Here is a 24431-nt window from a genome sequence, read left to right as displayed (position 1 = left end):
CCGCACGGGGGAGGGGCCGCTTCGCCCATGGGGCGAGGCGGCCGCCCCAGATCCGGCCGGCGCGGTCAGACCTCGGCCAACATGCCGCGGCTGAGCCCGATGTCCTTGAGCTGGCGGTCGGTCATGTGGTGCAGGCCTCGCACGGCGACCGCCTTGGTGCGGCGCGAACGGAGATTAGGCTCAGGACTTCGGTAACGGGGCCGTCTTGGTCAACTGGTTTGTGGCGCACCGGATGATCCGACCTCCTGCGCAGTGAGGTCGGTGATCCATTGATGTGAGTTCTGCCGTCGTGGTCCTGAGAGCAGCGCCCCCAATCGGAGATCCTCCCCGGCGTCATGCTTCGGTCCGTGGTCAGCGCGAGGCTGCCAACATGATGCTGGTCCAATCTGGCGGCCGATGTGCCCATCTCACAAACGCGCTCGACCAAAGGTCGGCGACAGTCCTGACCACGGCATCGTCGGAACCGCGTCCCGGTGGGGACCTCAAGGGTCTGCGCTCAGGCAGACGTCAACGGCTTCTCCGAGTCGGAGGGCAATGGTCAGGTCGGCGCAACTCCCGGCGGAGCATCGAGCTGGAACACGGTATCGTCTCTCCACATGCGGTGCAGGACGGAGCTGATGCGCCGCGCCAGAGCGACCATTCCGCGCTTCCGGCCTCGGCGCTGTGCGACCTGCGCCGCCCAGGTTCTCAGCCACGAGGCGCGACCTCGGTTCATCATGACCGTGGCCGCCTGGCAGAGAGCGCGTCGGAGGTTGGCATCGCCCGCCCGGGTGATCCCGCCGGTCACGTCGCGCTCCCCTGATTGGTTGCGCGAGGGCGTCAGACCGACCCAGGGCCCGACCTTCTTGGACGAGCTGAACCGCGTCGGGTCGTCGATGGCGGAGCGGAAGGTCAGGGCCACCACGGCGCCGACACCGGGCATGGTCATGAGCCGACAGCAGACGGAATCTTCCTTCGCCAGCAGCCGGACCCGGCGCTCGAGCCCGGCGAGTTCCTGGCGCAGGCTTGCCCGCGCCCTCAGCATGGGCTCGGTGGCGGCTTCGAGCATGGCGTTGCCGCAGGCGAGCTCCCGCACGCGCAACTCGAAGCGGCCACGTGAGATCGCGCCCACCTTGAGCCCGAAGTTCCTCAGCAACCCACGAAGCGACAGCTCCAGCGCGATCATGCCGTGCTGGATGGCCTTGCGGGCGCCGAGCAGGGCTCGCACCTCCTGAGCCGACACGGACTTGCAATGCACAGGCCGGAACCAGCCCAGATGGAGCAGGCGGGCGATGCCTTCGGCGTCGCGCCGGTCCGTCTTGATCGGCATCGCCTTCAGAGCGCCCTTCACCTGGCGGGTCTCCATCAGCACCACATCCAATCCAGCCTCGGACAGACTGCGGTGCAGCCACTGCGACAGCGGCCCAGCTTCCAGACCAATCGCGGCGATGGTCCCGTCCAGCTCCCTCGCAAGACGCACGATCACCTCTGGCTCGCTGGCGACCTCCACCTCCTTCACGATCCTGCCGTGCTCGTCGAGCACGCATGCCGCGGTCTTGGCCAGCGACACATCCAATCCGACAAACAGCCTCATCCCGCACCCTCCTTCCAAGGTCGATACGGGAACGGCGACAGCTTGCCCCTCATCCGGCAAGTCGTAACGGGCAGTGCGCGACGCAGGCCCCGTGACAGCATCTCACTACTTCAGCCAGAAGATGACGGCGGCGGCGAGCGCGATGGCGGACAGGAAGAGGTCGCCGCAGCGGGTGTAACGCATGGCGATGCCGCGCCAGTCTTTCAGCCGGGCAAAGGCATTCTCGATGCGGCAACGCTTCTTGTAGAGCTTTCGGTTGTGGGTGGCGGGGCGTTTCCTCTTACGTCGGGCTGGGATGCAGGCCCGGACGCCACGGGCCTTCAACTCGTCTCGCAGCCAGTCGGCATCATAACCCTTGTCGCCGATCAGCCTCTTGGCAGGCGGCATCTCGGCCAGGAGCACCAGGGCGCCCTTGGCATCGCTCATCTGACCAGGGGACAGGAAGAAGGTCAGTGGCCGCCCACGTCCGTCGCTGACCATGTGCAGCTTGGAGTTCAGGCCGCCCTTGGTGCGGCCGATCGCCCGCGGGCGGAGCCCCCTTTTCTGAGGCTTGCCGCCGTGCGGTGAGCCTTCAGGTGCGTGCTGTCGATCATGATTGTGTTCCCCTCTGCGCCAGGCTTGGCCAGGTCACGGAAGATGCGCGCGAACACCCCTAGGCGGGACCACCGGGCAAAGCGGTTATAGAGGGTCTTGTGCGGCCCATAGACGGCCGGAGCGTCCTGCCACCTCAGCCCATTGCGCAAGACGAACAGGATCCCGCTCAACACCCGCCGATCATCCACGCGCGGCTTGCCCCGGGGCTTCGGGAAGTGCGGCCTCAGCCACTCCACCTGCTCGTCGCTTAACCAGAACTGTCCGCTCATGCCGCCCTCCGAAGTCAGGCCGCATGAATCAGCTAAGCCGCTGAAAGGCCAGAGTGCTTACAGGTCTGGAGCCTAAGCCGCCGAACGGGCAAGCGCCTCGGACGGATCCCCAGGCTGTAACCCTGGCCCGACAAGTGCTCTGGTCGTAGTGCTGGGTTAGGACCCGGAGGTGGAGATGTAGCCCCGCGGTCGCTTCTGGATGAGCAGCTTCCGGCACGCTGCCTCGGCCGGTCCCGAGCCGTCATACCAGTCGGTCTGTCCTGATCCATCAGCTTGCGACCTACGACCTCGATGGAACGTGCGAGAGCACCCACGCCGCCACCGGTCTGGGTCTCAGCGTCTCCCGCTGGGTTGCGTGAGCCGTCAGGCTTGCTTGCCGAAGGTCAGGACGTCCACTTCGCCCGCCGGCCCGCTGTTGAGGTGGACCGCGAGGATCATCCCGTCCGGCGTGTCCCGAAACACCTCCAGATGGTAGCGGCCCTTGTCATCGCTGAAGGCGTAGTCCGGCCTGACGTTGGCCGGGATCGGCTCGCCGAAGAGCTTGTGCAGGTAGCTGTTGAACTCCTTCCGGCCGATGCGGCGGGAGCTGTCCGGAGCCTTGGGGTTCTCAGCATCGGTCATGTTGGGCATGGCTGGCGTCCTTTTGTAGGGGGGCTAGGTCCGCCGCAGCGCCCGTGCGATCCGCCGCATGCGGAGCACCCGGTTCAGCTCGCCCCCGAAGATGAGGACGAGAGCCGCGAGGTAGAGGAAATACAGGCCAGCGACGATGCCCGCGAGGCCGGCATAGTAGCTCGCGTAGTCGGCAAACCGGATCAGATAGAGAGAGAAGGCTGCGCCCAACGCGCTCCAGGCCACGAGGGTGAACAGAATACCGGGCCACATGGTGGCGAAGCTCAGGCGTCGGGCGGGCAGGACGACGTGGGCCGCGAACAGGGCTGCGGCCAGGATCGCGGCGGACACAAGGTAGCAAAGGATCCCGAGTTCTAGCGACGCCGGCTCGAACCCCGGCAGGAGCCGGTGCAGGAACGAGCCGGCGTGGGGAGCCAGGACAAGGAGATAGCCCACCAGAACAAAGCCGAAGCCCAGGGTGATGACGCTCACGACCTCAAGGGTCAGGAGCACGACGGCCGATCGCCCCTCGCGAATGTCGTAGGCGCGGTTGAGGCCAACACGCACACCTCCCACGCCACCAAGAGCGAACCAGAGGGTCAGCAGCCCGCCAAGGCTCAGGACACCGCCTCGTTCGGCGCTGAGCACGTCCCTGGCTTCCGCGATGAGCGGCTCGACAAGCGCGGACGGCACCAGGGTGATCAGAAACGTGATCAATCCATCGGCCATGGCTTTGTCGGCCAGCAACGCGGTGAGCGAGGTGGCAAAGATCAGAAAGGGGAAGAGGGCCAGCAGGGCACGGAATGCGATGTTCCCGGCGAGGCCCATCGCATCGTCGTCCCAGAGGCGCAGGACCGCCTCATGGCTCACCGCCCAGACAGCGCGCCAGCCCACGCCATGCAGCAGATGCACCGGCTTCTCGCTGAGAACGCCTCGGGCCTGGCGCTCGTCGGGGCCGGCTCCTCTGGCTGGCTTCGGGTCGGTCAGCACCATACGGATGCCGACTCCCGCAGGTTACGCCGCCTCGAGATCCAGCACCTCGATGCAGGCCTGTGCGAGATCGCGGTTGGGGGCGTCAGCGCCAGGAACCGTGGCCCAACCGGCGGCCATGACCGCGTCTCGCCGCTGGTAGGTGGTGGCCTCGGTGATGGTGGCCAGCTTGGTCATCCTCTCGGGATCATCCTGCGAGATCTGCAGGCAGATGGGCACCAGCGCCGCGACCACCTCGTCGTGCGCCCGATCGGCCGCCAACTCCTCCGCACCGCCGCCGGTCATCCAGCCTCCCCAGGAGAAGCCCAGCACCATCACCGCCACCGCACCGATCCCGGCGCCGTAGATGCCCGGCTTGAGCCATTCAGGCGTCGTCATGATCTTTCCTCCAGCGGGGATAGCGCCGCTTCGCCTGGCTCCGCTGGGTCGGATAGAGCGCGGTCGCGAACCAAGGCCGCCTCCAAGTCTCTGGGGTCGATGGGGCGCATCTCGGCGGAGCCCCGGCCGCCCGCTTGGCTGCCGACCAGAAGGTAGGTTCCCGTCCGGCGGTAGGCCTCGAAGCTGAGCCCCTCAAGGAGCTCCTCATCGACGTCGACCTGGTACTCACCGGCGGGGAGGTGATCCTCATAGCCCGCAATGCGGCAGGGACGGGCGAAGGTGACAGTCCGTCGGGTCGTGCGCGAGCTCATGGTCCAACCTCGATGGTGCCGGCACCAAGGCGAGGTGCGGCGGTTCAGAACGGACTTCGTGAGGAAAACACTTCGTCAGATCGGCCCGATGGGCCCGGTCTGCTTACGAAACTGCTATCATAGAAATATCGATGCCGAGAGTGAATTCTGAACGTCAGCCAAAATTACTGCTGTTCGGCCAGGTTCTGACCGGCGGCTCGCGAGACACTCAGCGTTTGACGGCTTTCTCGATCTGGTATTCCGCAGATGGACATTTGCCGCATCCACCTATTACCTTCAGCCGCCCTACGGGTGCTGGGTCTTGCAGCGATGCGCTTCGCTGGGGGCGCTCAGCTCAGAGACGAGGACTCGCCCGGATGCTTCAGCTCTGCGCCGCGGCTCATTTCCCGTCGTGCCCTTACAATCGCCGGCTTCGAGGTTATGTTGCAGTGCAGCATCGACATGCGGCGAGTCCTCGTCGGGTGATCCTGCTCTCTCTGCTCTGAGCCGTCTAGCGTCGGACGACCCGCACCGTGGTGCCGGGATCCTTGCGCGTGTCTGCGGCTCTGAGCAGTCCACAAGGACGACACTCCCATGACCCTCCGCCAGACGATCCAGGCTGCGCCTGCGAAGACCACCGAGCTGATCACCAAGCTCGCCGCGACCTCGAACCAGGCGGTGAAGACCCGCGAGAGCCTGTTTGCGCAGCTCACCGAGGAGCTCACCCGCTACGTCGAGATCGAGGAACAGCATCTCCTGCCCCTGCTCCGCAAGCACCCCGACACCAAGGAGCTCGCGGCCGACGCCCTGAAGGGCAACAAGGACCTGCGCGCCGCCCTGGCGAAGCTCTCCGAGTTGCCCAAGGACAATGACGCGTTCCTCTCCGAGCTTGCCGAGCTGAACAAGGGCTTCCAGCAGCACGTGCGAAACGAGACCAAGGAGCTCCTTCCGGCTCTCCTCAAGGCGCTCAGCGATGAGGAAGCCGGTGCCCTAGCCGCCACCATGGAGGGCGCCGTCGCCGAGGCCGAACAGGCCAAGCGCGATGCGAAGCGGGAGGAGGCCGCCCAGGCCAAGCGCCAGGCCGAAGAGGCCGAGCAGGCCGAAGAGGTCCAGCGGGCAGAGGTCCGCGCCCAGAAGGCAGCCGAGCGCGAGGAGAAACGCGAAGAGGCGGCCCAGGCCAAGCGTCAGGCCGAGGAAGCGGAGCAAGCCGCTGAGGCGCAGCGGGCCGTGGTTCGCGCTCAGCAGGCGGCCGCCCAGAGCGCTCGCGAGAGCACCGAGAAGGTGGTCGAGATGGTCGGACGCGGCGCGGCCTCCCTGCAGGACAGCGCGCGCCAGGTCACCGCAACCATGACGGAGCGGGCGCAGCAGATCGCCTCGGAGACGCGCGACGCCATGGCCGTCTACAGCGGCTCGTCGCAGCCCTTCGCGGAGGACCTGCAGGCCATCCGGGCGTCGTCCGCCGTCTCGCGGGAGGCCGCGTCAGAAGTCTACACGGCCTGGATGGAATGGGTCGAGAAGGCCACCCGCGGCAACGCGGAGATGTCGCAGCAGCTGATCCAGTGCCGGAGCGTGAAGCAGGTCGCCGAGGTCCAGCGGCAGTTTATGAGCGGCGCGCTGCGCAACTGGATGGAAAGCCGCGCGAAGGTGCTGGAGATCGCGCAGCGCGCCTCCAGGCAGGCCCTGCGTCCGCTGGATGGCCGTCTGAGCGAAACGGCCTGACCATCCTCTTGAGTGCCCCAGCGACGCGAGGTCCGCAGCAGCAAGACGCAGCGGCTCGACGGCCCGAGGGCATTCGGCTGGAGCGCAGCAGTCACAGTGGCTGTTGCGCTCCCGCTTCTTTGGACCCACTCAGGAGATACCCATGACGGCAGCGAACAACGCTTGGGCCGAGCTGATGAAGGCCGGCTTCGGTATGGCGAGCACGGGCCTGCAGGTCAGCGAAATGATGGTGGCGTCCAGCAGCGTCATCGGCGCCCGCATGACCATCCTGGGCCAGGCCGCCCGCTGCCCGGCCGAGGGCGACTACGCTGAGATCACCGGCATGGTGGCGGAAAAGGTGGTGGCCGTGTCCAAGGCGAACCAGGCCCTGGTCGACCAGTGGTCGGTCATGCTGGCTGACGCCTCCGAGCAGGTGCACCATCTTGGCCAGCACGCGCTCCGTGGGCGCCCCTTGAGCGTGAGCGACTGCTCGGTCCTGGCCGAGCGCTGCCTGGCGCATGGGACCCGCATGGTGACCCGCACGATGGAAGCGGGCGGACTGGCCCTGGCACCGGTCCATCAACAAGCGACCGCCAACGCGCGGCGCTTGAGCTCGACGTGAGCCTCGTTCGGGGGGAGTGACCCCCAGTGCGGGCTATGCCCCCTGACTCTGTGCCCCCTCATCCTGCCCCGAACATGTCGGTCCCCATGCAGGGTCCTCCATCATCCCCGGAGGGACTACCTCGGGCCCTTCATACCTAACAGTTCGAAAGGCGATATACGAGTCGCAAACAGCAGCTGTCACGACATGGCGGACCACACGCTGGACGCCTGGACAGCCGGCCGTGATATTGTCTCCTAACCGATCACTTGGCTCGCTCCAGCGTATCCAGCTCCTTGCCGTTGAGCCCTGGCGCATCGAATGCAGGCCCGACTGTCTCCCCGTCACTGGGTGCCATGAGCAGCCCGACGATGGCAGCGTGTTCAGACAGAAGAAGAGACGACAAAGTCTGATGCCAAGGGGCTGGCCCCGTTCCACATCCATTGCCGCCTCTGATGACGGCGTGAGATCTCAGTCCTTGGTGCTGGGTTTGCGCTTCTTCTTCGGCGGCTCCAGCGCCGCCTGGGCTCGGTCCTCGGCTTCTTTGCCAAGGCGTTCGGCCTTGAGCCGGGCGGTCGTGGCCAGGCGCTTCTCGGTCGCAGCGTCGGTCATCTCGCGGACGAGGCGTGTTCGTTCGTCAGCCTTCTGCTGGGACGGTGAGGTCTGCGGGCGGAAGGTCGGGGCCGCCGTCTCGACGGGCTTTGTGCCCGACATGAACCTCTCCAGCCAGCCGGCATTTGAGGCGTCTGGTGGCTGCTTTGGCATGTTACGTTCTCCTTTGCAGCCCCCTCACAAGGGGGACCGCTTACAGCAAGGGACATAGATCTTCGGGCGGGGCGCCAGCTGTTCGCGGCCTGTGCCAGTTTGTGGAAGCCGAGGACACTGCTGGAGGTCCAGGCCTCCTGAGCAGGTGCAGTTCAAAATGGGCCAGGGGTGAGCTGGGCCACCTTTTGCCCGACGAGCCGCAGGGGCGCTGGAGCAAACCGGGCCCAGTGACCGACGTGCGCGGCCCGAGGCAAGCTGTCCTAGAGGCCTGCAGCTATTTGGGCCTTTCCGCTGACTGATCGGCACGGGCCGGGACTACAGTATGACAAGCTGAACACCGGCGATAAGGCAATCGAGCGCTCGAACCGAGCGCCCGATCTACGCTGTGAGAGCAGCGCTTCTGTTGCAGTCAGACGCAGCGCCTGATCACATCATCCCGTCCATGCCACCCATGCCGCCCATCCCTCCGGGCATGCCGCCGGCGGCTGCGCCCTTCGGCTCGGGCCTGTCTGCAATCATGGCCTCCGTCGTGATCAGCAGGCCGGCCACTGAGGCGGCGTCCTGCAGGGCGTGCCGCACGACCTTGGCCGGATCGATCACGCCGAAGGCGAACATGTCGCCGTACTCCTCGGTCTGGGCATTGAAGCCGAAGCCCGGGTCCTCGGAGTCCACGATCTTGCCAGCAACCACCGCGCCGTCGACGCCGGCGTTCTCGGCGATCTGCCGCAAAGGCGCCTGAAGCGCACGGCGCACGAGCGCGATACCTGCCGTCTGGTCGGGGTTTGCCCCTTCAAAGCCCTGAAGCTTCTTCGAGGCGCGCACCAGCGCCACACCGCCGCCCACCACGACGCCTTCCTGCACGGCCGCGCGGGTCGCGTTCAGGGCGTCGTCGACGCGGTCCTTGCGCTCCTTCACCTCGGTCTCCGAGGCGCCGCCGACTCGAATGATCGCCACGCCACCGGCCAGCTTCGCCAGGCGTTCCTGCAGCTTCTCTTTGTCGTAGTCCGAGGTGGTGTCCTCGATCTGAGCACGGATCTGAGTCACGCGGGCCGCGATCTCGGCCTTGTCGCCGGCGCCGTCCACGATCGTGGTCTCGTCCTTGGTAATGGAGATCTTTCGTGCCTGCCCCAGCATCTCGAGGCCGACATTCTCCAGCTTCATGCCCAGATCCTCGGAGATGACCTGACCGCCCGTCAGGATCGCGATGTCCTGCAGCATGGCCTTGCGACGGTCACCGAAGCCCGGGGCCTTGACGGCCGCGACCTTGAGGCCGCCACGAAGCTTGTTGACCACCAGCGTGGCGAGCGCCTCGCCTTCCACGTCTTCGGAGAGTATCAGGAGCGGCTTGCCCGCCTGGATGACCATCTCAAGGAGCGGGACCATCGGCTGGAGAGAAGACAGCTTCTTCTCGTGGATGAGGATGAGGGCATCCTCGAGCTCCACGGTCATCTTGTCGGCGTTGGTCACGAAGTACGGGCTCAAGTAGCCCCGGTCGAACTGCATGCCATCGACAACCTCGGTTTCGGTCACGAAGCCCTTGTTCTCCTCGACGGTGATGACGCCCTCGTTGCCCACCTTCTGCATCGCGTCGGCAATCTGACGACCGATCTCGGCCTCTCCATTGGCCGCGATCGCGCCAACCTGGGCGATCTCTTCCGTGCCCGACACCGTCCGGGCCTGGCTCTTGAGGTCCTCGACCACGCGGGCCACAGCGAGGTCGATGCCGCGCTTGAGGTCCATCGGGTTCATGCCGGCGGCGACCGACTTCATGCCCTCGGTCACGATGGCCTGGGCGAGCACGGTGGCGGTGGTGGTGCCGTCACCCGCCTCGTCGTTGGTGCGCGAAGCGACTTCGCGGACCATCTGGGCACCCATGTTCTCGAACTTGTCTTCCAGTTCGATTTCCTTGGCGACGGTGACGCCGTCCTTGGTGATCCGGGGGGAGCCATAGGACTTGTCGAGGATCACGTTGCGGCCCTTGGGGCCGAGGGTCACCTTGACCGCGTTGGCCAGGGTGTTGACGCCCTTGAGCATCCGGTCACGGGCGTCGGTCTCAAATCTCACATGTTTGGCAGCCATCGGATGGTGCTCCTAAAGATCTTGGAAAAGGGATTGGGGCAGAGAAAGTCAGGCGGCCCTGGTCGCAGAGCTGTCGATGATGCCGAGGATGTCGGACTCCTTCATGATCAGGTACTCCTGACCATCAAGGGTCACCTCGCTCCCCGACCACTTGCCGAAGAGAATGCGGTCGCCGGCCTTCACGGAGGGCGCGATCAGCTCGCCCGAGTCCCGCCGCGCACCTTCGCCGACGGCCACGACTTCACCCTCGGCGGGCTTCTCCTTGGCTGTGTCAGGGATGATCAAACCACCCTTGGTCTTCTCTTCACCCTCGATCCGGCGAACCAGGACGCGGTCGTGCAGAGGCGTGAAAGGCATAGCGATCTCCCATGGGTTGTTCTGGTGAGGCCGCCGAACAGGAGGCTCCACGTTTTTGGCACTCTTTTGGCACTCTCGTGCAGTGAGTGCTAACGCACCTAATCACTGGGGGGAGTCTTAGCAAGCTCTTCGAGCGGGAAGCGGGTATAAGCTTAGCCGGTAGAGGGCCTCAGGGAGACAAGCTGACGTGGGCACGTCGCCTATCTTCTCCCTCAACATTGCGGTTCCCCGATGCAGATGCCGCGTCTGCCTGGGGCAGGAACCTGTATACCGACGACCTTGCGATGCTGAGCCGCTTGGCAGACTAGGAAGCTTTCCTCGTCCCCGATGAGCGGGGGAAGAGACCTGCGGGCGCAAGTTTCGCCAGTCTGTGCCCAAGCTGGGCACCAGTGTCCCATTTCGAGCGCAGCGATCCGCAGCTTTCCTGAGGGAACAGAGGTTTTTCTGGACAAGCGGGTTGAGCCGCGGCGGAGCATGGAGCTCGGACGGCCCCAGAGGCCGCGCAACAGGAGGGACACATGGCCAACCAAATGACCAAGGCGCAGCTCGTGGCGGCGCTGGCCGAGCGCACGGGAGGCGACAAGAAGGCCGCCGGGGCCGCCCTCGAGGCGCTCACCGGCATAATCACCGAAACGGTGGCCCAGGGCGGCGCCGTGACGCTGCCTGGCGTGGGCAAGATCTACTGCCGCGAGCGGCCGGAGCGCACGGCGCGGAACCCCTCTACGGGCGAGCAGATCCAGAAACCTGCGGACAAGGTGGTCAAGATCACCGTCGCCAAGGCGCTCAAGGACAGCATCAACGCCTGAGCCCTTCGGGCACCATGACCTCTCTCCTCGGCCCCGGCATCTGGCCGAGGAGAGACCCACCGCGAGCGCCGCCTGGCACACTTCAGGTTATAATGTGCCTAGACCCGGCACCAGAGTGGGCTGGAAAGGCCCTGCTTCGCTGGTACCCAGCCGCTCTCTCGAGCAGCTCGTCCACCCTTCCATCCACCCTTGCCCCGAGAGGACAGGGCGGGATGCCCTGTCCTCGGCCCTCACTCCAGATCGCGACTCGAGCCTCACCACGCAATGGCTTGGAACGGCACGTGTCGGCTTTGGGCGTGATAAGGAACGCCGACCGACATATCGTCGGATGGTGGGAAGTCGAAGTAGCCATTCCACCAATAATAAATGTAGTCCCTGATCGAGTTACCGGCCTTGGTCTGGTAGGTTCCGATCACGCCCAGAACCACGCACTGGCCAGCCTCCACCAATTGCTGTGCCCTCTCGGTGGCCTCGGCCCGCGTTCTGAACGCCTCCTCCTCCCACTGACTGTCAGGGGCGTCTTCGAAAGGGGCATATTCCACGAAGAAAGGGGCCTCGAGATAGTCGGGGTGAACTCTGTCTGTCATGGGGACATCTTCCTTTCTGCCGGTATGGCTCCAAAGATCGTCTGGGTTCTTGGGGTCTCGCGGGTTCTGGCCTGAAGCAGGGCTGCTGAAGGAGCCCCCTGCTATGCCAAAACCGTCGTTCAGCCGGACCTGCTTCAGGTCAGATCCGGTTCTGCAGTATAGGAGGGCCATGCCGGGGCATGGCCCTCCATCGTTAAGCCGCCAGGACAAAAAGGCGGCTTTGCACCGGGCTCAGCGTCGTCTGGTCCAACGTGAGCTGTCTCAGCATTTTGCGGACCTTCGCCTTGCCAACCCTTTCGACTGCAGCGCGGTGGTCCTGCCCAGCCAGGGCCGCCGCAGCGACTGAAACGTCGGCCGAGAACTGCAGAAGCAGTATGTCCGCCGGACCGTCGTCCCAGACGAAGTGGTCCCCCGTCGGGCCGAAATCGATCCGGCAGGTCGTGGTCGTCTCCAGGTAACGAACCACCTGGTCTTTGAGCTCCACCGCCCTCTCGACCACGACGGGTTCCGCAAGGCCGGCGAGCAGGCCCCGGCAGGCCCGCCCGATTTCGAAGCCCGCGATCTGGCAGAACAGGGCCACGGACCTTGCGTCTTCGATGCCGATCACCCTGTTTGACGACCCCAGCGCCTCCACGACGCGGCACCTGCGATCGACATCGAGAACGGCCACCAAGCGGTTGGTGGCAGTCTCACGCAGGCTCCAGATCGTCTTCTGACCTGAAAGATGCCCAGCCCAGTACGTGTCGTTGTGGGCCAGGCACGACTCCGCTTCCAGCCCGAGGAGGCGGATCTCCTCGATCGACACGCAAGGTCGTCCGACCAGGGGGCCCGCGATGATCTCCGTGGGACTGCGGAGCACCTCGTGGCGCCGTTCCCAGAGGGCGGCCTTCTCAGCCTTCCGGATCAGCCTGCGGGCCTCGTGACCCACGGACTCGATGTCGTCCCCCCGATGAGCCAACCCCCGAAGCAGGCGGGCGGCGTCCCGGGCGCAGGGTCCGGTCTTGTCCCTGGCCAGGTTGGCCACCTCCTCAAGTCGGCAGAGGTGGCCAAGAAGGTGACGAGTCAGACGCGGGGCCTGATCCTCCTTAAATCGGTAGAGTGTTTGGCCCGCGTCCAGTTTCTCGTGGACCCAGGGCGCGTCGCTTTTCCGGCGCCGCGCTTTGGTGAAGACGCTCTCGTACTCCTCGGCCAGACCACGCAGGTGTCGCCGCAGACCTGGGGTTTGGTCCCGAAGGGCCGGCGAGCAACGCCTCAGGGCGTCTCCGATGGCGTCCTTATACGGGGCGAAGTTAAGTACTTCACGCATGCTGTTATTCCTATGTCAAAGAGCACCGCCCCTCGGCCGGAATGGCCGAAGCGCGAATTGCTTTGCTTAAGAATGTCAGATGCTTACTTTCCGCCCAGGATGCTCTACCTCTTCTACGTTCATGCTATTTACGCCTCCAGTCATAGGAGCGCAGACCAGACGAGACCTGGCCAAGTCACCTTCAATGACTCGCGCGACCGGCCTTCCTCACAACTAGACGTCGTAATCGATACCCTAGTAGCGCAAAGATGTCAAGACGTTCATGCAGCCTTAGCTGCGTAGCGTTCAATAACCAAGATACATGCAGGAGAATTAGACCGCGGCGCAGATGGGCCCCGCCTCAGGTGCTGAGTGCGCCTGATCCCCTCTGGAAGAGGCGACCTTCGCCAAGTCAACGTCGGGCGAGCTTCTCCAGCATCGACCAGTCGTCCCAGCGGTAGATCTCGGCATGGATCCTCTCCACCGCCATCCTGCGATCCTGGTCGCGGTGCATCAGATCTTCGGGGGCACGCTCCCCAAGGAGGCGGAGGTACGAGATCAGAAAATAGTCGATGCCCTTCCCCGGAAGCCGTTCGCGACCTCGGACGACGAGGGCCTCCAGAGGGGGCATCCTAGCGTTGGTCCTTGGAACGGGAGAAGTCTTGTCCAACGCCTCGGCCCGGATCTCCTCGATGACCTCGCCAATGATGCCGAGGGGGTGGCCATACTTTTGCAAGAGGCCGGCGTTCTCACGCGAGGGGTCCCGGAGGCGCAGTTCGGCATCGAGGTCGCCATAGGAGATCGGCTCTCCTTTTTCCGCTTGGGCAATCAGGACCGGGATTGCCGCACGCGCAGTTTCCGAGCTCCAGGTGCGCTCTCGCAGCTGCGCACCGAGCCGGAAGTATTGGAAGGGCTCGGGATCCTCCTCGTACTCCTCGTCCATCGCATCCAGGCAGTAGCGCAGCCACTGAGGGACCTCGTCCTCGTCCAGGGCGCGGGCGAGATAGCTGGGCTCCACATCGAGCCAGTAGGCGGCCTGGGTGATCGTCAAGCCGAACTTCTCAAGCTGGGGAGTGTTGCGCATCTCAGGCCCCTGTTTCAGCTAGCCTCTCCCACAGATGATCTAGTTGCCAGAATGGGTCAAGACGAGGAGCCTAGAGCTGTTTGGGTCCCGCCTCTAGCTGTCTGGTTGCAAGACATCGGTGTGTCGGGCTCGACAGCATCAACGTCACCGTATCGGCGAGGATTGAGCCGGGCAGCCTCCGCGCGGACCGACGACCCCGGATCAAGCTCAGTCAAGCACGGCACTTGGTGCCGCTGAGCCTTGAAAGATGATTCTCAAGGTTCTATATCAAAACTATTCAGGACTATCTGAAAGGTTTCAAGATGCACGCCACTCCTGCCAAGCCGAGCGCCTTGACCGTCCGCGAGGCTGCGGTCGTGGCCGATGTGTCGGTCCGCAAGGTTCATCAAATGATTGATGAGGGCCTTCTGCCGGATGAGGTGGTCGTCAAGGGCTCCCGGGAGCGGCGCCTGGACCCGTCCGCCTGCATGATCATCCGCTTCAATGCCACGGCAGGTCTTCGCCTCTCCAAACCCATGCGCACCAAGGTTGCGAAGAAGATGCGCAAGATCGATCCCATGCTGGTCGAGGCGTACCGGATGGTGCTCGACGAGATCACGATCGATATGTCCCGCGCGGCCGAAGAGAACCGCCGGCGGCTTGGGGAGATGGAGGCCGCCAAGGCCATGGTGGTGAGCGACCCGGATGTCCGAGGGGGCCTGCCGGTCCTCATGGGCACGCGCCTGGGCGTCTATGAGGTGGCCGGCCTGATCGAGGCGGGCTCGATGGACGAGGCCCTTGCCGCCTACCCGAGCTTGACGCCCGAGCTCGCGCGCGCGGCCGTGCTTTTTGCCAAGGCGCATCCTCGCACAGGACGGCCACGCAAGGCTGGAGGCACCCCGGCGAACGACGCCCACCTCGTAGCCACGCGCGTGTTCAGTGCGGACGAGCTTGAGGGAGGCGCGGCCGGCAACGCGACGTGAAGTTCCTGATCGACGAGTGCCTGGCCGTGTCCTTGGCCGACATGGCGATTGAGGCTGGCCACCCGGAGTCTGCCCATGTGGTTCGACGCGGCCTGCAGGGCCACAAGGACCCCGAGATCATGGAGCACGTCCTCGACGGCGATTGGACGCTCGTCACGCGGAACTCGGACGACTTTCGGCCGCCTGCGGGAAGCTCATCCGCCCGTCCCTGCTACGTGGGCGTCGCCTTGCATGCGGGCCTTGTCTGCCTCAACCTGCCGGCAGGCGCGCGGGAGCCTGACCACGGCTCTGTTGCGCAAATCCCGTGGGATTCCCCTTGTAGGCTGACGGGGTTAGTGGCTGGGCATGACCAAGCCTGTCCCTCCGACCTACCGCACGACGAACTGGTCTGAGTACAATGTGGCCCTGAAGCAGCGTGGCTCGCTGCGGATCTGGTTTGATCCTGAGATGGAGTGGGTAGCCGCCCCGAGTGGCCGACGCGGGCGCCCGGCCCTCTTCTCGGATGCGGCCATCCAGACCTGCCTGATGCTGAAGGCGCTCTTTGGGCTGCCTTTGCGCCAGACGACGGGGCTGGTGGCGAGCCTCTTGAGCTTGGCCAAGCTGGACTGGCCGGTGCCCGATTACAGCACGCTCTGCCGGAGGCAGAAGGACCTGACGGTCATGATCCCCTACCACCCGAGCACGGGGGCGCTGCATCTGCTGATCGACAGCACCGGGATCAAGACCATGGGCGAAGGGGAATGGTCCTGCCGCAAGCACGGCGCCTCGCGGCCACGCCAGTGGTGTAAGCTGCATCTGGGTATCGACGCGGAGACGCTGGAGGTGCGGGCCATCGAGGTCACCGGGAGCCGGGTCGGAGACGGTCCCATGCTCCCCAAGCTGCTGGCGCAGATCCCGCCCGAGGAGCCCATCGAGACGGTCACGGCCGACGGAGCCTATGACACGCGAGCCTGTCACGCCGCCATTGCCGCGCGGCAGGCCACGGCTGTCATTCCCACCCGCCGCAACGGCCGCCCCTGGAAGGAGACCACGCCAGGAGCCCAGGCCCGCAACGACATCCTGCGGACAAGCCGACGCTTCGGCCGGGCGATCTGGCGCAACTGGAGCGGCTATCACCGACGAAGTCTGATCGAAGCCAAGATGAGATGCATGAAGCTCCTGGGCGAGCGGCTCTCAGCCCGAACCCCCGACCGCCAAACCGCCGAGCTTCAGATCCGCGCCGCCCTTCTCAACCGCTTCACCGCCCTCGGCACGCCCGAGACGAGGCGCGTTGCATAAAGCCGGTGGGGTCAGGGGCAGCTCGCCCTCAGGCGGATTTGCGCAACAAAGCCTCGCAGGGTCTGGTCGCCGGTCAGGGCGTCGCCTACCCGGTCCGCGCCATGGGCCAGGGCATCACCCGCCCGGTCCACGGCGTTGCCGATGGTGCGGCCGATCCCCGCGGCGGTGCCGCTCTCGCGATAGTAGTCCGAGCCCTCGTAGCCTGACCAGCCGGCGGCGCGCCATTCGGCCTCGCGGGTGTCGAGGTCCACCGAGCCCTCGTCATCGAGGATGTCGGCGATGCGCTCGTGCAGCATGGGATCAAAGCCGGTCACCGTGACCAGCTGGGCGCCGCGGGTCAGCCCCTCGGCGTAGGCGTAGCGGTCCTCGTCGGGCAGGAAGAAGTCAGCGAGGGCGTCCCAGAAGCCGCGGTGGCGGGTGCGGTAGAAGGGGTCGTCATAGTCCACTACGTCCGAATAGCTCGTGCCGGCGCCCGCCGTCACACGGATCTGGTCGTCGGGGACGCCCGCCGCGCGCAGCCGGTCCACAGCGCGCTCGGCCTCGGCGCTGGTGTCAAAGATGGCGGTCACAGTGCGCGTGCCGCGGAAGCTGTCGTCCATCATCTTGCTGCTCCTCAACGTGGCTCTGGAATCCAAACCTGTCCGTCCGGACGGAGCGAGGCCTATCCGGCCTCCGCTGGGAGTCCTGATATTTCGTGAAACCCCGCCCCGCCGGGCGCGATGGAGGCACAACTGTTCGGCGCGCTTTCCGTTCCCTTCCGACCGCCACCTCCCTTTGGGGCGAAGCGAGGACTGACCCGTGCAGTCGGGCCGATCGTTCGGGCTCCTATGTTGACCTAGCGTCATGTTCTACTCTGGATCCAAGGAACAGACCCCCGCAGCGTCTCAGGAAGGAGAGCGCGGTGACGGCCCAGGTGGATACCCGGGATGAAGCCCTCGTCGTCGCCGACCTGCTCTAGCGCTGGGCCGAAGAGGTGCCGATGTGGACACCGGGGTGGAACGAACCCTGGTACGAGTTCACCGAGCGCCGCTTTGAGGCCGAGAAGGAACTGGAAGCCAAGCTCCGTCGGCTCCCCTCCTGCGAGCTTCGGATCGATCCTCAGGGCACCGTCGTCGAGTTCGCCCTGGGCGGCTCCGCGTTATCTCGCGCGCCTGCCTCGCCGGTGCCTGCAGGGCGTGGGCGGCCGAGGTGCGACGGCGAGCGGAGGGCTGATGAGCCTCGTGTCAGCCTCTCGGTCGGTCGTCAGGCCGCACCCCTGGGAGCCTTCCGACTCCGCAAGGCGAGGTTCTGGACCATGAGCCCGACCAGCAGGAAGAGGCCCGCGAGAGCGGCCCAGCGCGGCAGACGGATCCGGGGGTCGAACAGGGGCCGGGGGTGGGTCATCTCGATGGCTTCGTCCCCGTGGAGCACCTCGTCCACGTCCATCCAGGTGACGCGGAAGAGGATGACCTCAAGACGCTCTCTAGGCTCCAGAGGACCGAAATCGATGATCATCCCTTCGTCCGTGGGGATCAGCTCGAACTCCGCGGGGCTGCGGCCGCCCACATCCACGTTGCTTGGGCGCGCGGGCCAAGCGTCGCCTGGGGCCCCAGGACGAGCCGCACGTCCTCGCTCTCCTCGTTGCCCGTGTTGGTGAGGACGATTGTCGAGCCCCAGGGCGGGTCGAAGTGGTCCTCAAGGGGAACGCCCATTCGAGGTCCCCCGAACCAGGGCACGCTCACCGTCCATTGAACGTTCGGGCGAGGAGGGAGCGACTGAACGGCGGCCAGCAGCAGGGGTGCGGCCACGACCCCGATCAGGAGGAGCACGGCAACGCGGTCGAGAAAGGGCGCAAGGCGAGTGGTCATCAATCGGATCCTGGTGAATGCGCGATGACTACGAAACCGCGGCCTGCGGGAGGAGTCGGGAATCCCTCCGTTGAGGTCGGAGAGTCCGTTCGCGATGAGGGGCGGGTTCAAAGGCCCCACCGGCCGGAACGTCCGGCCTAATGAGAGCCCCCAGGGAGACTGTCGAATGACCAGCCGACTGCAGGGTTGGACCGCCATCGGGGTGGCTGTCGCCTGGGCGCTGGCGGCCAGCGCACCCGCTCGGGCCGATGTGGTCGTGGGCGCCGCTGTCTGGACTTGCGAGCACGAAGGCTCCGATCAGGCCACGGCCCGGCTAGACCTGACGAAGCTGTCGAGCGTCGATGTGGACGAGCAAGGCGTGCGGCTCTCCGCAGCGGACGAGCCGTTCGACTGCAGCTTCCCCTGGGGCCAGCTGCAGATCGACGTGACCGGCTACAACTCCCCCCGGGACAACATGAGCTGCGGGGCCGCGGAAGCTTGGGGGCTGAGGGTGACGGCCAATGGACAGGTGCTTCAGGATATCCCAGCGGACAGCGCCCGGGCGTGTCACCTCGAGTCCTACAACCCCTTCGAGGGCTGGGTCGAGGCGGACGCGGAGGGTGTGGTCGTCTGCCAGGCGCAGCGGGATGGGTCGCCCCATGACTGCGTGACGACCGGCGCGGACGAGTTCTAGGAGCGGTTGTCTAGCCCGGCGCGAGTCAGTCCCATATCGATCCGCGGGCCGGCGCAAAGGACCACCCATTATCTGCCTATTGTAGCGTCTGGCCTGTCCTCGCGTGCGCTATGGCGCAGTCGGCTCGCACGATGAGTGACCAAAAAGGATTCCGGCACCCCCCGATCCACAGCCCGGGTCTTTCGCAACACCTGGGATCGCACCCAGGATCCGGAGCGATCACTCGACCCTCGGACAGCGGCCGTAAATCTCGGTCGGCCACTGCGGCGTGGCCAGAACCAAGATGTCGGGAGAGGGGTGGAAGAGCAGGACCTGGCCGCGGAGCTTCGCAAGGTTCAGTTGGCCGACCGAGACTTCACTCTCGTCCAACTCCATGAAGGCCACCGCCTCCTCCTCGCGCACACTGCGGTCGAAGCTGTTGCCGAAGAGGAAGTCGTAGCGGACCGCCATGGTGAGAGTTTCGCCCTCCAGCTGCCGGGAGTCTCGGATCTCGAAGCCGTGCGGGTCCGTCTGGGTCAAGGTCACGGCCAGGCGCTCGCAGTTGCTGGCCAGGAAGCCCTCCCGTTCTTCGTTCGGGTCGGGATAGAGGCCGTTGGCCGGGACCCAATCACCTTCGAGTTTCGGCAGAAGGTCCGCGATGGGGTCGGCGGCCAGGAGGTCCATCTGACTCAGGCTCAGGGTGCCGGGCAGCGTGAAGGCCTGCGCGGCGGCGAGATACTGGGCCTGGAAGTTGTCGGCCAAGACGGGGGCCGCAGCGAGGCAAAGGGACAGAGCACAAAGACTGGTACGAAACATGTCGGTCTCCGAGATGAATGACGCGACATGACCCGACGAGGACCCAGCTCTCAAGGGAGGTAAACCCGACCGCCGGGCTGGGCAGGCGGTGGGATTGTCGGGGCGTTGCGAAGGGGTATGGAACGGATCCGCATTGCGGCGGGCGCCATACTTCTCACAAACATGCTCTCGCAACTCAGGGCCATGCAGACGGCGGTGGGGAATACCGGCCTCCTCCCTCGAGCGTCCTTGTGGCATCTCGCTTCCATTGTTTCATGCCTTTGCCGAGGTGCTCCTGTGTCCATCTTTCGCTCTCTCCTTGTCAGCTTGTGCCTGCTCGTTGCCCCAGCGGCCTCAGCTCAGATCCATGCCCAAGCTATGGCCAACGAGTCCATCGAGCTCATGTCCGAGGGTCTCAAGGCATGGAACCGGGGCGAGGGTGAGGGTAACGAAGGCGCGGCCGAAGAGGGCGTGTTCAGCTTCTACCTCGGCGAGATGCGAGCCCGGGCCTGGCTTGCCGCCTATCCCGAGCAGGAGGGCTCGGATCTGGCGACGACACTCGCCATGATCCACGAAGTCGGCAACAACCCGATCAACGGCTGGGCTTACGGCGATCCCGAGGGCCTCGCGGCCATCATCAATCGGATGGTCGCGCACGACCGGGCGAACCCCAACCTTCAGATCCCCTATGGGGTCATGGAGGAGGTGCGCGGAGAGTACGAGAGCCTTCGCGACCAACTTCTGGAGCAGGCTGACGAGATCCGGGCCGAGCGGGCGGCCACCGGCGCCGAGGTCCGATGATCCTGAAGGCTCGCCCGTGCCACGGGACAGCCGCCTGATCTGTACAAGATCGAATAGCTCAGCGGCTTGGTCGTCATCTTTTTCACCCGGTTGGTCCATACGGCGAAGGGCCCAATGATCAGGTCGTGGAAAATCTCACACCCACCGCAGGCTGCGGCTGCAGGACCAGCCAGTATCCTCCACCGGATGCGATCTTATGACCGAGTTCCAGTACGGACCTGCTATCCGTCTCGGCATTGCTCGATCCGTCCATTTCCGGGTTCGCGGCCTCCGTCGCCGTGCGCCAGGGCGCGTCATGTCGCGCCGAGCCGTTGACCAATCAGACGACTCTCAGGAAGGCGCCGGTCCCCAGCAGATCCGAGCTGGGATCGCAGCGTCGTCAATGACGCGCTGAGAAGCTACATTCGAGGTAGCGCCCGCCCGGCTCGTCCAAGCAAGGGCAGGTTTCCCTGCCTTGCTGCTTCGCTTGTACGGGCTCTAGCGAGGAGGCATTCACTGCAAGGACATTGAACAATGCGATACCTGGGACTGCTGATTGGCGCGCACCTCTTGCTGACCCTGCCAGCCCTGGCCGAGGAGCGATCGGAGGTCATGCTCGACCTCATGGCCCGGGTGCCGACGGCTGCGCTTGTGCCTGTTCCGGGTGAAGCTGCGCAGGTGCGCTTCGGCGATCAGGCGGCCGCGCGCGCTGCCATGGCCTCCGTGCCTCTGGCCGCAGATGTCGAGGCAAGGCTCGCACCTTTCGTCCGGGTCGACTCCGGCAGCATGAGCCCGTCGGAGCATCGGAGCGCCGAGAGCGAGATGGCGGGCCTCGTAGGCTTCGGCGAGGACGACATCGAGGCCACATTGACCTACGGCCTGCCTCCGAACACCACGATGCTGCTCCGGCTCGACACCGACGCGGCAGCGCAGGTCGCGCCCACGCTCTTGGCCAACGGCTACCATGAGGCGGAGCAGGACGGTGTGGTGGCCTTGATCCGGGGTGATGTCGATTGCCAGCAGAACCTGGCCACCCGGAACCCCGCCGATCCCTTTGGCGGCCGTTTCGGGCGTTCCTCCCGGGTCGTGGTGGACGAGACAGTCGTTACCCAGACATGCAATTGGCCCACTCTGCTGGAGGCCCTGGGGCAGAGGGGCGCGTACGGTCACCCTGACCTTGCAGTCATGGGCCAGGTGATCGACCAGCCCGAGTGGGGCGACGTGACGCTTCTTCAGGCCACCACTCTGTTCCATCAACTCGACCTCGGGCCGGTGGGCTCGGGTGGCCCCCCGCCTTGGCAGGTGGGCCTCATGGCCGACCTGTCCTCCGCCACCGAGACGGTGACGCTGGTGATGTTCAGCTACCGGAACCGTGGGGATGCCGAAGCGGCGGCTGCGCGCATCGCGGACGGATGGGATCAGCCCGGCACTGGATCTCCACTGGACGCCATGGTGGATGCCGCCCTCTCCGGGGCAGATGCCATCGAGATTGCAGGCGCCGCCGAGGCGCCTCCTGCCGCGCCTTCCCTGGCCGAGATCACCGGCGCGGCCGCCGAGACGGGGGTGGCGGGCGAGGGGCCCTTCATCGCCTGGGTGGCGTTGCGGCGGCCGGCCGAAGCGACCCAGGCCTGGCCGGTCAACCCCGCCTATAGCGCTCTCCTTCAGGCGATGTTCAATCGACAGCTTGCGCTGTTGGGGCTCCGTGACCTCGCGCTCTGGCAGGCAGGCGCGAGATCCCAGGCCGTGCTTTAGGTAGGAACCCTCGGCGGCGGAAGTAGAGGGCTAACCGCGTTCTGAGACTGATGAGCGGGACAGAGCGGTTTGGCGACCTAGGGGTAGCACGTCCCCTCATCAGCTCTTCGCTCGATCCTCCGTTCGCAATGAACCTCGAGCGTCTGCCTGAGTAGTGCGATTGCTCCTTCGCTTGGGTCAGGCTTCCGTATGCGCCCGAAGCAGGTCCGAGTTCATTAGCCCAAGCCATATGAAACTCCGGTCACCTTCGCATGGGCGAGGCTTGACCTTGAACGAGAACGGGAGACCGATCCGTTGCGCTGGAGAGATACCACTCGGCTTCAATCTCCCCTTCACAAATGGTCGAAGAAGGGTTTTGGGGGATGCTTCTGTCGGGACAGATCCTTCTCTTGGGAGCCATCTTCCTGACATTGCTGAACAGCCCCTGTATGGGACCGCGGTTCCTAGCCCGGAGTTCGTCGTCTTGGTCGCCATGAGCCCGTCCATTGCTGCCCCGCTGCGTTCCGCCCGTTGGGCGGTGGGCGTCTTCTTCTTCGTCTTCGGCGTGTTCATCGCGACCTGGGTCCCGCACATCCCGCTCGCCAAGGAGCGGCTGGACGTGAGTCCCGCCTGGTTCGGCGCGGCGCTTCTCTGCATGGGTGGTGGGGGCGTCGTGGGCATGATCCCGGTCGGCGTGCTGATCAACCAATGGGGTAGCGCCCGCGTTCTGACCTGGACCGCCTCCTTGGCCGCAGCCTGTTTGCCGCTCCTGGCGCTCGCGCCCGGCTACTGGGCCTTTGTGGCGGCGCTGAGCACCTTTGGCGCGCTCGCGGGCATGACCGACGTGGCCATGAACGCGCATGGGATGGAGGTCGAGAAGCGGATAGGCCGTCCGGTCCTATCAGGCTTTCATGGGCTTTTCAGTGTGGCGGGCCTTCTGTCAGCGGGAGTGGCCTCGCTTCTGATTGAGCGCGTCTCTGAACCCGAGCGGATGGGTCTGTCCACGCTCGTCTGCATCGGCGCGGCTCTGATCGCGGGGCGTTTCCTTCTGCCGGCCGAGGTGGACCGGGGCACGACGAACAAGCCCCTCGCCCTCCCGAACCGTGCCACGGTTGGCCTTGGAGTGCTGGCCCTGCTGGCGTTGCTGATCGAGGGCGCGGTCCTCGACTGGGCCGGCATCCACCTGCGGGCCACCTTCGCAGCAGACGCCGGCCTCACGTCTCTGCTGGTCTCCGCCTTCTTCGGCTGCATGGCGGTGTCACGACTGAGCGGGGACGCGCTCCGGATGCGGCTGGGGTCCGCACGCGTGCTCCGGCACTCGGCCTGGCTCACGGCGCTCTGCCTCGCGCTGGCGCTCCTGAGCCCGTCCGCGCCCCTCGCCCTGGCCTTCTTCGCCCTTTGCGGCCTGACGGTGGGCATGATGGCGCCCGTCCTCTTCGCGGCCGGTGGACAGGCCGACTCTGAGCACGCCGGGCGCGGCATGGCCGCTGTGGTGTCGCTGGGCTATGTCGGCCTGATCGCGGGGCCTGCCTTCGTAGGCTTCGTCGCCCAGGCCACTACGCTGAGCGTCGGCCTTGCAGCCGTTGCTGGCCTAAGCCTCGTGATCTGGCTCTTCGGCGGGGCTGCGCGGATCGCGGATAGTCCCCGCTGATGCTGTCAGGCCGCAGCCCGGCGCTGGCGCGCCATCTCCGCGTTGCGGAGGGCGATGTTGGCTAGGACCGTCGCGATCGCCTCGTCGAGCTTGACGAGCTCGGCCGAAGCCAGGGTCAGCGCTGCCTGATCATTGGCGAGCCGGGCAGCGGCCAGACGGGCCTTGGCGCGGGCGTGGCGGGCGTTCAGCTCGCTCAGAGTCATGCGATCTGGGCTGGCGATGTCGGCCAAGACGTTGGTCATAGAAGGAACTCCGGCTGCGGGCGCGGGGCGCTCGGATCACAATCAAGGCTCTGGAAAACGGCGTCGTTGAATGACGGCGGTATGCCCTGCCGTCAGACGGAGCTCCAGTAGGGGATTCCCTGCCCCGAGAGTGCAGCGCTGGCGACAGTCGGGTCAGGCCGGGGACCCGGGTACGATCACAGGCCCATGGTGAACGGCCAGAGGCTTATCGACAGTAACCTCGTCCGGGTCAGGAAAACCTACATAGGATGCCGGGCCGGCCGTCCTGTAACCCTGGCCTGAACTGGCCCCCATTTTGACCGGACACCTGGGCATGACCATGGAGGCTTAGGGACAGCCCTAAGCACGTGCTTATGTCTGACGTTGAGATCATCACCGACGGTGGCCGTCGCCGTCGCTGGAGTGGCGCCGAGAAGCTGCGGATCGTCGAAGAGACCCTAGACGAGCGATCCAGCATCTCGGTGGTGGCGCGCCGCAATGGCGTGGCTCCGAACCTGCTCTATCGTTGGCGACGCCTGATGCTGGAGG

Annotated in this window: 28 protein-coding genes and 1 pseudogene; 11 read left to right on the top strand and 18 right to left on the bottom strand. The window is 65.6% G+C overall.

What is annotated here, in order from left to right; all coding sequences use genetic code 11:
• Positions 1-65: 65 nt before the first annotated feature.
• The 7 genes and pseudogenes from RUMESO_RS28605 to RUMESO_RS15900 form a co-directional block, all read right to left on the bottom strand.
• Positions 66-161 (bottom strand): annotated as a pseudogene (locus RUMESO_RS28605) (YjiS-like domain-containing protein); the annotation flags it as partial.
• A 377-nt stretch (positions 162-538) separates the two neighbouring features.
• Positions 539-1573, bottom strand: coding sequence for an IS110 family RNA-guided transposase (locus RUMESO_RS15930; protein ID WP_037281527.1), 1035 nt, complete (start codon positions 1571-1573; stop codon positions 539-541).
• A gap of 105 nt (positions 1574-1678) precedes the next feature.
• Positions 1679-2436 (bottom strand): IS5 family transposase gene (locus RUMESO_RS24375; RefSeq protein WP_156362980.1). Its coding sequence is split into 2 segments (ribosomal slippage): positions 1679-2118 and positions 2118-2436, totalling 759 coding nucleotides; the frame shifts between segments, so codons are not numbered across the junction.
• A gap of 363 nt (positions 2437-2799) precedes the next feature.
• On the bottom strand, positions 2800-3066 hold the full coding sequence (locus RUMESO_RS15915; RefSeq protein ID WP_037281521.1) for a hypothetical protein: 267 nt from the start codon (positions 3064-3066) through the stop codon (positions 2800-2802).
• A 24-nt stretch (positions 3067-3090) separates the two neighbouring features.
• Positions 3091-4038, bottom strand: a complete 948-nt coding sequence (locus tag RUMESO_RS15910) for a YihY/virulence factor BrkB family protein (protein ID WP_051521391.1) — start codon at positions 4036-4038, stop codon at positions 3091-3093.
• A 21-nt stretch (positions 4039-4059) separates the two neighbouring features.
• Positions 4060-4413, bottom strand: a complete 354-nt coding sequence (locus tag RUMESO_RS15905) for a hypothetical protein (RefSeq protein WP_037281520.1) — start codon at positions 4411-4413, stop codon at positions 4060-4062.
• On the bottom strand, positions 4410-4724 hold the full coding sequence (locus tag RUMESO_RS15900) for a hypothetical protein (protein ID WP_037281519.1): 315 nt from the start codon (positions 4722-4724) through the stop codon (positions 4410-4412). Before RUMESO_RS15900 ends, RUMESO_RS15905 begins: the two co-directional genes overlap by 4 nt.
• 573 nt (positions 4725-5297) lie before the next feature.
• Here RUMESO_RS15900 and RUMESO_RS15895 point away from each other — a divergent pair.
• Both RUMESO_RS15895 and RUMESO_RS15890 read left to right on the top strand, forming a co-directional pair.
• Positions 5298-6422 (top strand): hemerythrin domain-containing protein, encoded by a 1125-nt coding sequence (locus tag RUMESO_RS15895; protein ID WP_051521390.1) that lies wholly within the window; start codon positions 5298-5300, stop codon positions 6420-6422.
• Between the two features lie 142 nt (positions 6423-6564).
• The gene (locus RUMESO_RS15890) at positions 6565-7023 is read left to right on the top strand and encodes a hypothetical protein (protein WP_051521389.1); all 459 of its coding nucleotides are present in this window, start codon (positions 6565-6567) and stop codon (positions 7021-7023) included.
• A gap of 450 nt (positions 7024-7473) precedes the next feature.
• Here RUMESO_RS15890 and RUMESO_RS15885 read toward each other — a convergent pair whose 3' ends face one another.
• From RUMESO_RS15885 to groES, 3 genes are all read right to left on the bottom strand, one after another.
• On the bottom strand, positions 7474-7767 hold the full coding sequence (locus tag RUMESO_RS15885) for a hypothetical protein (RefSeq protein WP_156362979.1): 294 nt from the start codon (positions 7765-7767) through the stop codon (positions 7474-7476).
• Positions 7768-8193: 426 nt separating this feature from the next.
• Entirely contained in the window at positions 8194-9846 is a 1653-nt protein-coding gene (groL, locus tag RUMESO_RS15880) for a chaperonin GroEL (protein ID WP_037281516.1), read from the bottom strand.
• Positions 9847-9894: 48 nt separating this feature from the next.
• Complete coding sequence (gene groES, locus RUMESO_RS15875) at positions 9895-10203, bottom strand: co-chaperone GroES (RefSeq protein WP_037281515.1); 309 nt, start codon at positions 10201-10203, stop codon at positions 9895-9897.
• A 518-nt stretch (positions 10204-10721) separates the two neighbouring features.
• On the opposite strand from groES, the gene RUMESO_RS15870 reads away from it, so the two are divergent.
• Positions 10722-11009 (top strand): HU family DNA-binding protein, encoded by a 288-nt coding sequence (locus RUMESO_RS15870; RefSeq protein WP_037281514.1) that lies wholly within the window; start codon positions 10722-10724, stop codon positions 11007-11009.
• Between the two features lie 254 nt (positions 11010-11263).
• Here the strand turns inward: RUMESO_RS15870 and RUMESO_RS15865 are convergent, their stop codons facing one another.
• The 3 genes from RUMESO_RS15865 to RUMESO_RS15855 all read right to left on the bottom strand — a co-directional run bounded on the left by RUMESO_RS15865 (position 11264) and on the right by RUMESO_RS15855 (position 13965).
• Positions 11264-11767 carry a hypothetical protein gene (locus tag RUMESO_RS15865; protein ID WP_169791187.1) on the bottom strand — a complete coding sequence of 168 codons (504 nt, stop codon included), beginning with the start codon at positions 11765-11767 and terminating at the stop codon, positions 11264-11266.
• A gap of 22 nt (positions 11768-11789) precedes the next feature.
• Complete coding sequence (locus tag RUMESO_RS25830) at positions 11790-12902, bottom strand: hypothetical protein (RefSeq protein WP_037281512.1); 1113 nt, start codon at positions 12900-12902, stop codon at positions 11790-11792.
• Positions 12903-13293: 391 nt separating this feature from the next.
• Complete coding sequence (locus RUMESO_RS15855) at positions 13294-13965, bottom strand: hypothetical protein (RefSeq protein ID WP_037281511.1); 672 nt, start codon at positions 13963-13965, stop codon at positions 13294-13296.
• Between the two features lie 302 nt (positions 13966-14267).
• On the opposite strand from RUMESO_RS15855, the gene RUMESO_RS15850 reads away from it, so the two are divergent.
• Genes RUMESO_RS15850 through RUMESO_RS15840 form a run of 3 tightly spaced genes read left to right on the top strand, consistent with a single transcriptional unit; the run spans position 14268 to position 16205 of the window.
• A complete protein-coding gene (locus RUMESO_RS15850; protein WP_051521388.1) occupies positions 14268-14927 on the top strand; it encodes a DUF433 domain-containing protein in 660 nt (219 codons plus the stop codon).
• Positions 14924-15319: a DUF5615 family PIN-like protein gene (locus tag RUMESO_RS25825; RefSeq protein WP_169791186.1), complete on the top strand. Its 396-nt coding sequence runs from the start codon at positions 14924-14926 to the stop codon at positions 15317-15319. The genes RUMESO_RS15850 and RUMESO_RS25825 overlap by 4 nt, the downstream gene beginning before the upstream one ends.
• Complete coding sequence (locus RUMESO_RS15840; protein ID WP_037281510.1) at positions 15273-16205, top strand: IS5 family transposase; 933 nt, start codon at positions 15273-15275, stop codon at positions 16203-16205. Before RUMESO_RS25825 ends, RUMESO_RS15840 begins: the two co-directional genes overlap by 47 nt.
• 11 nt (positions 16206-16216) lie before the next feature.
• Here RUMESO_RS15840 and RUMESO_RS15835 read toward each other — a convergent pair whose 3' ends face one another.
• From RUMESO_RS15835 to RUMESO_RS15825, 3 genes are all read right to left on the bottom strand, one after another.
• A complete protein-coding gene (locus RUMESO_RS15835) occupies positions 16217-16807 on the bottom strand; it encodes a general stress protein (RefSeq protein ID WP_051521387.1) in 591 nt (196 codons plus the stop codon).
• Positions 16808-17447: 640 nt separating this feature from the next.
• On the bottom strand, positions 17448-17699 hold the full coding sequence (locus RUMESO_RS15830; protein ID WP_156362976.1) for a hypothetical protein: 252 nt from the start codon (positions 17697-17699) through the stop codon (positions 17448-17450).
• Between the two features lie 17 nt (positions 17700-17716).
• A complete protein-coding gene (locus tag RUMESO_RS15825; RefSeq protein WP_037281506.1) occupies positions 17717-18052 on the bottom strand; it encodes a hypothetical protein in 336 nt (111 codons plus the stop codon).
• A 166-nt stretch (positions 18053-18218) separates the two neighbouring features.
• Here RUMESO_RS15825 and RUMESO_RS15820 point away from each other — a divergent pair, with 166 nt between their 5' ends.
• Positions 18219-18725 (top strand): hypothetical protein, encoded by a 507-nt coding sequence (locus RUMESO_RS15820; RefSeq protein WP_037281505.1) that lies wholly within the window; start codon positions 18219-18221, stop codon positions 18723-18725.
• 219 nt (positions 18726-18944) lie between these two features.
• Here the strand turns inward: RUMESO_RS15820 and RUMESO_RS15815 are convergent, their stop codons facing one another.
• Positions 18945-19520 (bottom strand): hypothetical protein, encoded by a 576-nt coding sequence (locus RUMESO_RS15815; RefSeq protein ID WP_156362975.1) that lies wholly within the window; start codon positions 19518-19520, stop codon positions 18945-18947.
• A 357-nt stretch (positions 19521-19877) separates the two neighbouring features.
• Between RUMESO_RS15815 and RUMESO_RS15810 the strand changes: the two genes are divergently transcribed.
• The 3 genes from RUMESO_RS15810 to RUMESO_RS15800 all read left to right on the top strand — a co-directional run bounded on the left by RUMESO_RS15810 (position 19878) and on the right by RUMESO_RS15800 (position 23661).
• On the top strand, positions 19878-20300 hold the full coding sequence (locus RUMESO_RS15810) for a hypothetical protein (protein WP_037281503.1): 423 nt from the start codon (positions 19878-19880) through the stop codon (positions 20298-20300).
• A 513-nt stretch (positions 20301-20813) separates the two neighbouring features.
• On the top strand, positions 20814-22031 hold the full coding sequence (locus tag RUMESO_RS15805; RefSeq protein WP_037281502.1) for a hypothetical protein: 1218 nt from the start codon (positions 20814-20816) through the stop codon (positions 22029-22031).
• Positions 22032-22494: 463 nt separating this feature from the next.
• Complete coding sequence (locus RUMESO_RS15800; RefSeq protein ID WP_051521386.1) at positions 22495-23661, top strand: MFS transporter; 1167 nt, start codon at positions 22495-22497, stop codon at positions 23659-23661.
• Positions 23662-23666: 5 nt separating this feature from the next.
• On the opposite strand, the gene RUMESO_RS15795 is transcribed toward RUMESO_RS15800, so the two are convergent.
• Positions 23667-23903, bottom strand: a complete 237-nt coding sequence (locus RUMESO_RS15795; protein ID WP_037281501.1) for a hypothetical protein — start codon at positions 23901-23903, stop codon at positions 23667-23669.
• Between the two features lie 353 nt (positions 23904-24256).
• Here RUMESO_RS15795 and RUMESO_RS15790 point away from each other — a divergent pair.
• Positions 24257-24431: transposase (locus tag RUMESO_RS15790; protein WP_037280616.1), on the top strand; the 175-nt coding region annotated here is incomplete at its 3' end.

The sequence above is a fragment of the Rubellimicrobium mesophilum DSM 19309 genome (genome assembly GCF_000600335.2).
Taxonomy (GTDB): domain Bacteria; phylum Pseudomonadota; class Alphaproteobacteria; order Rhodobacterales; family Rhodobacteraceae; genus Rubellimicrobium; species Rubellimicrobium mesophilum.
The sequence above is the reverse complement of the archived record's forward strand: the minus strand, read 5'-3'. Positions and strand labels throughout refer to the sequence as shown.

Coding starts and splice junctions, on each gene's coding strand:
- RUMESO_RS15930 (WP_037281527.1), bottom strand. CDS start 1,573: ATGAGGCTGTTTGTCGGATTGGATGTGTCGCTGGCCAAGACCGCGGCA.
- RUMESO_RS15915 (WP_037281521.1), bottom strand. CDS start 3,066: ATGCCCAACATGACCGATGCTGAGAACCCCAAGGCTCCGGACAGCTCC.
- RUMESO_RS15910 (WP_051521391.1), bottom strand. CDS start 4,038: ATGGTGCTGACCGACCCGAAGCCAGCCAGAGGAGCCGGCCCCGACGAG.
- RUMESO_RS15905 (WP_037281520.1), bottom strand. CDS start 4,413: ATGACGACGCCTGAATGGCTCAAGCCGGGCATCTACGGCGCCGGGATC.
- RUMESO_RS15900 (WP_037281519.1), bottom strand. CDS start 4,724: ATGAGCTCGCGCACGACCCGACGGACTGTCACCTTCGCCCGTCCCTGC.
- RUMESO_RS15895 (WP_051521390.1), top strand. CDS start 5,298: ATGACCCTCCGCCAGACGATCCAGGCTGCGCCTGCGAAGACCACCGAG.
- RUMESO_RS15890 (WP_051521389.1), top strand. CDS start 6,565: ATGACGGCAGCGAACAACGCTTGGGCCGAGCTGATGAAGGCCGGCTTC.
- RUMESO_RS15885 (WP_156362979.1), bottom strand. CDS start 7,767: ATGCCAAAGCAGCCACCAGACGCCTCAAATGCCGGCTGGCTGGAGAGG.
- groL (WP_037281516.1), bottom strand. CDS start 9,846: ATGGCTGCCAAACATGTGAGATTTGAGACCGACGCCCGTGACCGGATG.
- groES (WP_037281515.1), bottom strand. CDS start 10,203: ATGCCTTTCACGCCTCTGCACGACCGCGTCCTGGTTCGCCGGATCGAG.
- RUMESO_RS15870 (WP_037281514.1), top strand. CDS start 10,722: ATGGCCAACCAAATGACCAAGGCGCAGCTCGTGGCGGCGCTGGCCGAG.
- RUMESO_RS15865 (WP_169791187.1), bottom strand. CDS start 11,767: ATGGCCCTCCTATACTGCAGAACCGGATCTGACCTGAAGCAGGTCCGG.
- RUMESO_RS25830 (WP_037281512.1), bottom strand. CDS start 12,902: ATGCGTGAAGTACTTAACTTCGCCCCGTATAAGGACGCCATCGGAGAC.
- RUMESO_RS15855 (WP_037281511.1), bottom strand. CDS start 13,965: ATGCGCAACACTCCCCAGCTTGAGAAGTTCGGCTTGACGATCACCCAG.
- RUMESO_RS15850 (WP_051521388.1), top strand. CDS start 14,268: ATGCACGCCACTCCTGCCAAGCCGAGCGCCTTGACCGTCCGCGAGGCT.
- RUMESO_RS15840 (WP_037281510.1), top strand. CDS start 15,273: ATGACCAAGCCTGTCCCTCCGACCTACCGCACGACGAACTGGTCTGAG.
- RUMESO_RS15835 (WP_051521387.1), bottom strand. CDS start 16,807: ATGATGGACGACAGCTTCCGCGGCACGCGCACTGTGACCGCCATCTTT.
- RUMESO_RS15830 (WP_156362976.1), bottom strand. CDS start 17,699: ATGATCATCGATTTCGGTCCTCTGGAGCCTAGAGAGCGTCTTGAGGTC.
- RUMESO_RS15825 (WP_037281506.1), bottom strand. CDS start 18,052: ATGACCACTCGCCTTGCGCCCTTTCTCGACCGCGTTGCCGTGCTCCTC.
- RUMESO_RS15820 (WP_037281505.1), top strand. CDS start 18,219: ATGACCAGCCGACTGCAGGGTTGGACCGCCATCGGGGTGGCTGTCGCC.
- RUMESO_RS15815 (WP_156362975.1), bottom strand. CDS start 19,520: ATGTTTCGTACCAGTCTTTGTGCTCTGTCCCTTTGCCTCGCTGCGGCC.
- RUMESO_RS15810 (WP_037281503.1), top strand. CDS start 19,878: ATGGCCAACGAGTCCATCGAGCTCATGTCCGAGGGTCTCAAGGCATGG.
- RUMESO_RS15805 (WP_037281502.1), top strand. CDS start 20,814: ATGCGATACCTGGGACTGCTGATTGGCGCGCACCTCTTGCTGACCCTG.
- RUMESO_RS15795 (WP_037281501.1), bottom strand. CDS start 23,903: ATGACCAACGTCTTGGCCGACATCGCCAGCCCAGATCGCATGACTCTG.